This is a genomic window from Klebsiella sp. 18074 (genome assembly GCF_902705905.1).
Lineage (GTDB): Bacteria > Pseudomonadota > Gammaproteobacteria > Enterobacterales > Enterobacteriaceae > Klebsiella > Klebsiella terrigena.
Genome location: NZ_CACSIS010000042.1, coordinates 25,616 through 31,821, shown reverse-complemented (window position 1 = coordinate 31,821; position 6,206 = coordinate 25,616). Strand labels below are relative to the sequence as shown.

The following is a 6,206-nucleotide window of genomic DNA, read 5'->3' as shown; positions in this document are numbered from 1 at the left end:
TTTGATCCGCGTACAGATGAGACCTGCCGGGAGTTATTGGCCCTGTTAACGCCGTTCAGCATCGGTATGATAACCAGTGACAACTGGGGCAGCTATGCCAGAGAAGTCCCGAAGGAGAAGCACCTGACGGGCAAGATTTTTGCGCAACGCATTGAGCGTAACAACCTGACACTCCGCACCCGCATTAAGCGTCTGGCTCGCAAAACGATTTGCTTCTCACGCTCCATCGAAGTCCACGAAAAAGTCATCAGCTCATTCATCGAAAAGTATATGTTCTACTAATTGGAGGCATTACCGCCATTGGGTATTGCGTAGTCGCTGAGGTATTTCCTAAAGTCAAATTATGGCAGGGGGCATGGGCAGGGATTATCGCCACTATTGCCGTTCACTGGATTTCATTCCCGCTGCTGGGCCTGACGCCCTCCTTGCTCAATATACCCGCCGGGGAATATATCTCTGAACTGGTCGGACATATATTTTGGTTCTGGGCGATTGAGATGATCCGTCGCGATCTGCGCAACCGGATAACTCACCAACCTGGTGCAGAAGTGCCCCTGAGCTCTCCATTCAGGTAATCCGACGGGCACCAACGCGGCGCCCCGGATGAGCAAGGTGCACAACGTATGGCGCCCAGCTCCCGTCTATGCCCGACAGGGTTCATCGGGCATAGCGACGGCAGGCAGAGGTTTACTTCAGCGCCGGCCAGTAGCTGCGGTTAGCAGCAATTAAGTCATCGAGAATAGCTTTAGCCACCGAGGCGCTCGGCACCGTCTTAGACAAGGTGATGGCCTGCCAGAGCTTCTGATAGCTGCCCTCAACCCAGGCATCAACAACCAGCTTCTCCACCGCCACCTGCTGCTCCATCATCCCCTTCTGGAAAAGCGGAATTTTTCCCATCGCCAGCGGCTCCGGACCGTTAATTCCCACCAGGCAAGGGACCTCAACCATCGCCGTATCATCAAAATTAGCGATAGCGCCGTTATTTTCCACGATCAGCAGCATCCGCTCCTGGGTATTAAACGCGATGGCGCAGGCGAGGTCGACGATAAAGGTCGCGTGCGCCCCGGCGTGGAAATGGGCCTCGCTGGCGCTCTGGCGCACGACTATCTCTCTGGCCATATCGAACACCTCCTTCTCTCTTCCCGCCATGACCTCATTGGCGCGGGTAAAATCAGGGTCGGAGTGGGCAACCTCGTAATCGGCATAGAAGTAGTATTTCAGGTAGGTATTCGGCAGCGTATCGGGATCGAGGGCGAAGACGTCTTTCACCTTTTTGAAGGTCTCAATCCAGCTCGGCGCTTTATGCTGAAAATCCTCTTTCGGGCTGCAGTACCCCAACTCGGCAACGTGGTGCTTCAGGGCGGGCATTAAATCATTGCCGGCTTTATCCGTAATACTGGTCCACCAGCCGAAATGATTCAGGCCAAAATACCTGACGTTCATCTCTTTACGCGACGAGAACCCGAGGATGTCGGCAAACAATCCTTCAATGGCGACCGGCATGTCGCAAATATTGATAATCCTCGCCGTGGGGCGTAATCGACGGGTCGCCTCGGCAACGATAGCCGCCGGGTTGGAATAGTTAAGCATCCACGCCCCCGGCGAGTAGGTCTCCATATAATCCACCAGCTCAAGCACGCCGGCGATGGAGCGCATACCGTAGGCAATGCCCCCCGGCCCGCAGGTTTCCTGGCCGATAACGCCGTACTTAAGCGGGATTTTTTCGTCCTTTTCCCGCATCTCATACAGGCCAACGCGAATATGGGCCATCACGAAATCAACGCCGGTAAACGCCTCCTGCGGATCGGTTGTGAAGCTGAACGCAACCTGCGGATAGCGCTCCGCCACCAGAATGGTACAGGCTTCGCCGATAACGCGCTGACGCTCGGGGTTATTGTCATACAGCCGGATCTCGCTCAGGGGAAAGCGGTCCATATTTTCCAGCAGCATCATAACAATCCCCGGAGTATAGGTACTGCCACCGCCGGCAATAGTGACAACAAATTTATCTTTCATTTTCCACCTCTTTATTCATGAATATCTAAATAGCTATTTACGGCACTGCGGACTTTATTCACCCCTACGCCGTAGATAACCTGAACATGATGACCGTTGATAATGACGCTGGCGCCGCCGCTGCTCTTCAGAAGGCTCTCCTGAATCAAAGCGGGGTCCCGCACGTCAACCCGCAGTCGTGTAAAGCAGTTATCGACAGAGCAGACGTTCCCTTTGCCGCCAAGCCCGAGGACCACCTGTTCACCCGATGCCTGACCCGCCGGACCGGCGCTCGCCTTTTTTTCAGCGCCGGGCTCGCCCTGCTCCCGGCCCGGCGTATTTAGCCGAAGGCGGGTAATCAGGAATTTACCGACAAAGTATATGGTCGCGGTTTCCATCAGGCCCAGAACCACAAAGATGGGCCAGCGCGTCAGGTGCGCCCCTGCCGGGATGTTATAAACAATGAAATCGATAATGCCGTTGGTTGCACAGACCCGGACGTTAAGGAGCCAGGCCAGCATCTGGAAAAAGCCATCCAGCAGCGAATAGACCAGCCAGAGCAGCGGTGCGGTAAAGATAAACAGGAACTCAAAGGGCTCAGTGATGCCGACCAGAAACGAGGTGACGATCAGCGGAATAAGGGTGATTTTTAATTTCTGCTTATTCTCCGGCCTCGCGGTTTTATAAAATGCCAGGGCCATTCCCGCCGTACCAAATATTTTCACCATCCCGTAGGTTAAAAAACGCGCCGAATCGCTTAAGGCGCCGCCGGTATTACTGGCAATTTCGGCGAGAAAAATGGGCTTCGCCCCGACGACCGTTTGGCCGTCTATCAGTAGCTGCCCGCCGATGGAGGTAAACACAAAGGGCGACCAGATCAGGTGATGTAAGCCTGTTGGAATAAGAAAGCGGTTAAGAAAGCCGTACAGAAACACGCCCGCCGCACCGAAGGTTTTCATCACGCCGGTGAGCGCCGATATGCCATGCTCAACAATCGGCCAGATATAGACGGTGCCGATGGCAAACAGACCCACCAGCGGGATCATGACGATCAGCACCAGCTTGCTGTTGCCGTAGATGGAGAACGCGCCCTGAAACTCTATCGCCACAAAGCGGTTATGGATAAACGCCACGACGCAGCCGAGAATGATGCCGAGAAACACCCCCATATCAATAACCTGGAAGCCAAAAATAAAGGTTTGGCCGCTGCCGTATAGCTGCGCATTGCTGCTGCCTTCGGCCAGTCGTTGCGTGAGGGTTAGCCAGCTGTTATTTGCCGCCAGATACATAAACCAGGTCATGGCCGCTACGAAAGCCGCTTCCGCTTTGCGGCTGTTTGCCAGCCCGCTGGCCAGCCCGAGGCAAAAGAAAAAGCCGAGGTTATTCATGATTGCCCAAAGCATACTGGAAACATATTTACCCAGTAGATAAAGCGTGCTGCTTTCGGCCACCCATAATTTATTGGTAGTGATGCTGAGTAATGCAATCAAAAGGCCAACGACCGGCAGATATAAAACTGGCCCAATCATCGCCTTCGAAAAGTCCTGTAATTTTTTAACCCCAACCATTGTCGACCCCTTTACCATCCGACGCCTGCCAGCGCCGCGGAACATGGAACTCAGCTTATGTCGAGGCCGAAATAAATCAGATCGGCAAAACCATCATTTGTGATAGAAGTCATATACCTTTGGGTGGAATAGATATATATGTAAAACCTTATTTTTAGATGACATTGTGCCGACAGCTTTCATGCGTTAATTTATTTAGATACTAATCAATGAATTACTTGAGATCTCGCAAAGTCACTCATCAATCTGAGACATCTATAAGTGATATATAAATCAATTGCAGGTGAGCTAAAAAATCGCATCAACAGCGATGAGTACGAAATCGGGGATGCGCTACCCAGCGAGAAGACGCTGGCTGAGGAACTGCAGGCGTCGGTGATGACTATCCGCAAGGCGCTGACGCTGCTTGAGGAGGAAAAGCTGATCGTCAAACGGCACGGCAGCGGCTCGTACGTGGCGCGCAAGAACAACTACCACGGCGGCGAACTTGATGGGTTTAATTACCAGATGCATGTCGTCGGCGTGACCAATTACCGCAATAAGGTGATTGAATTCACCATGATCGACGCCCCGTTGGCGATCGCCCAGCAGCTAAAAATTGAGCCGGGGGAGAAGGTCTATTACGTCAGGCGCATTCGCCTTATCGACGACGTGCCCATTTTGATTGAAAACAGCTATATCCCGGTGGCGTTTTTTCCATGGTTGAGCATCGGCAATCTGGAAAGATCGAAATTTAACTATTTCAAGAAAGAGTGCAATATTTCCATTCTGGAGAGCCACCGCAGCTATTCCCCGGTTCTCGCCACCCGGGAACAGGCGGAGTTCCTGCAGGTACCGGCAAACAGCCTCCTGCTGCGGGTCCAGTCGCTCAGCTATACGCAGAATAATATCTGCGTCGATTTATCCGATATCTACCAGAACACCAACAAATACAACGTCAAGCATATCACCCGTCGTTAGGCCGCCAGCCTTCGAAGGCTGGCGGCCTGAGGCTTCCGCCTGCCCCCGGACGCACGCATGCAAGCAGCGCATCGTGCAGCGCAGGGGAATCGGCTGTCCCCTCTGCCCCACGATGCGCCGGATACCCTCTTTAACGCCCGGCGGCAGGGGCGCCGTTTCAGGTCGCCCCGTGCTTATCGCTGCGGTTACGCCTCATACGCCGCGGTATGGAAATCAATCTCCCACTGCAGCACCTCGCCGTACAGTGCCGACAGCGCCTGTTTTTCGCTTTCATTAAGCGCCATTGCGCAGCGGTCCAGCTCCTCCTTCAGCCAGCAGGCCTGGCGGTAGAACTCCTCCTCCGCATGCATGTCGACCCAGCGCCGCAGATCCGCGTCGCTCTGGCTGCCCTCGCTCACCCGCCGGCACCAGCAGTAGTACATCCACTCCGCGCCAAACATCAGGGTAATAATCTGTTCATAGCCCCCCTCCCGGGCGATGCGCAGCATGCCGTCGCGAAAGCGGCGTACCCCGGGGCGGTCGTCGGGATAGTCGGCAGGATTAACCCGGCGCTCGGCCAGCACCTGTTCAAACCAGGCGATCTGGGTGTCCACCAGCGCGTTGAGGACGCCGATCAGCCAGCACTGCTGGCGAATATCCGGCGCCTTGCTGACGCCGAGGGCAAAAATGGCAATCGCCGTGGCGACAAAGTTGCCCTCAAAGACCAGATAGCGGTTAAAAACCGTCTCCGGCAGCCTGTCCTGCTCGATATCGACCACAAAGCGGTGCTGCTGCATCGCCTGCCAGACTTGCTGATGTTCACGCAGCAGGCGCTCGCTAAAGTCCTCCATTACGCCTCCTCCAGCACGGCCTGAGCAACCGACATAAAGTGCTGCACCCGCGCCAGATCGACATCGTTCCACCAAACGCCGTCCACCTTCATGGTGCTGGCGACGATCACCCCCTGCGTGCGCCCAAGGATCTGGCAGACGTTGGCCGGCGTCACGCCGGAACCCACCAGCAGCGGCAGCTCGGTGGCGGCGCGGATCTCATCGATCTCCTCCATGGTGGCGCTATCGCCGGTGCGCTGGCCGGTGGCGATCACCGCGTCGGCCTCGAAGAAGTCCACGTCGCGGGTCAGCTCCTGAATCGAACGGTCGGCGACGATGGCGTGGCTGCCGTGCTTAACGTGGCTGTCGGCAAAGACGCGAATGTGCTCCGCACGCAGCTGGCTGCGATAGCGCAGGGCCTTCGCTGCCGCTCCTTCAATAAACCCCTCGTTGGCGATATAGGCGTTGGCCCACTGGTTTACGCGGACGAAATCGGCCCCACCGGCCAGCGCGGTAGCCAGCGCGGGAATCGCGGCGTTGGCCAGCACGTTAATCCCCAGCGGCACGCCGAAACGCTCGCGAACTTTCTCGGTAATGACCGCCATCAGCGCCGATGTTTCAGGACCAATATCCTCCGGTTTGGCAAAGGGAATATCGCCGTGATTTTCAACAATCAGGCCGTGAACGCCCCCCGCAATATAATTTTCGGCATCCCTGAGCGCTCTCTCAATAATATCACTCACTGATTTACCACGATATTTAGGCGTACCTGGAAAGGGGTCGCAGTGAATGACACCGATGACAACTTTGCGACGTGAAAAAATATCTTGTATTGCGTTAGGTTTTTCTGCTGATATAGAAGTCATGTTATCCA

Annotated in this window: 6 protein-coding genes and 1 pseudogene; 3 read left to right on the top strand and 4 right to left on the bottom strand. The window is 55.1% G+C overall.

The window, feature by feature from the left end:
* Window positions 1-282 (top strand): IS1 family transposase (locus tag GVK32_RS26510; RefSeq protein ID WP_227698080.1); only part of this gene is annotated, 282 nt, incomplete at its 5' end.
* An 8-nt stretch (window positions 283-290) separates the two neighbouring features.
* Window positions 291-575, top strand: a pseudogene (locus GVK32_RS26505) (DUF1440 domain-containing protein); the annotation flags it as partial.
* Window positions 576-687: 112 nt separating this feature from the next.
* Here the strand turns inward: GVK32_RS26505 and GVK32_RS26500 are convergent.
* The gene (locus GVK32_RS26500) at window positions 688-2,016 is read right to left on the bottom strand and encodes a 6-phospho-alpha-glucosidase (RefSeq protein WP_159873655.1); all 1,329 of its coding nucleotides are present in this window, start codon (window positions 2,014-2,016) and stop codon (window positions 688-690) included.
* 11 nt (window positions 2,017-2,027) lie between these two features.
* Complete coding sequence (locus GVK32_RS26495; RefSeq protein ID WP_159873657.1) at window positions 2,028-3,563, bottom strand: PTS transporter subunit EIIC; 1,536 nt, start codon at window positions 3,561-3,563, stop codon at window positions 2,028-2,030.
* A 261-nt stretch (window positions 3,564-3,824) separates the two neighbouring features.
* Here GVK32_RS26495 and GVK32_RS26490 point away from each other — a divergent pair, with 261 nt between their 5' ends.
* Window positions 3,825-4,523 (top strand): GntR family transcriptional regulator, encoded by a 699-nt coding sequence (locus GVK32_RS26490; protein ID WP_159873659.1) that lies wholly within the window; start codon window positions 3,825-3,827, stop codon window positions 4,521-4,523.
* 185 nt (window positions 4,524-4,708) lie between these two features.
* On the opposite strand, the gene GVK32_RS26485 is transcribed toward GVK32_RS26490, so the two are convergent.
* Both GVK32_RS26485 and GVK32_RS26480 read right to left on the bottom strand, forming a co-directional pair.
* Window positions 4,709-5,353 (bottom strand): TenA family protein, encoded by a 645-nt coding sequence (locus tag GVK32_RS26485; protein WP_159873661.1) that lies wholly within the window; start codon window positions 5,351-5,353, stop codon window positions 4,709-4,711.
* Window positions 5,353-6,198: a BtpA/SgcQ family protein gene (locus GVK32_RS26480; RefSeq protein ID WP_159873663.1), complete on the bottom strand. Its 846-nt coding sequence runs from the start codon at window positions 6,196-6,198 to the stop codon at window positions 5,353-5,355. Before GVK32_RS26480 ends, GVK32_RS26485 begins: the two co-directional genes overlap by 1 nt.
* Between the last annotated feature and the right edge of the window lie 8 nt (window positions 6,199-6,206).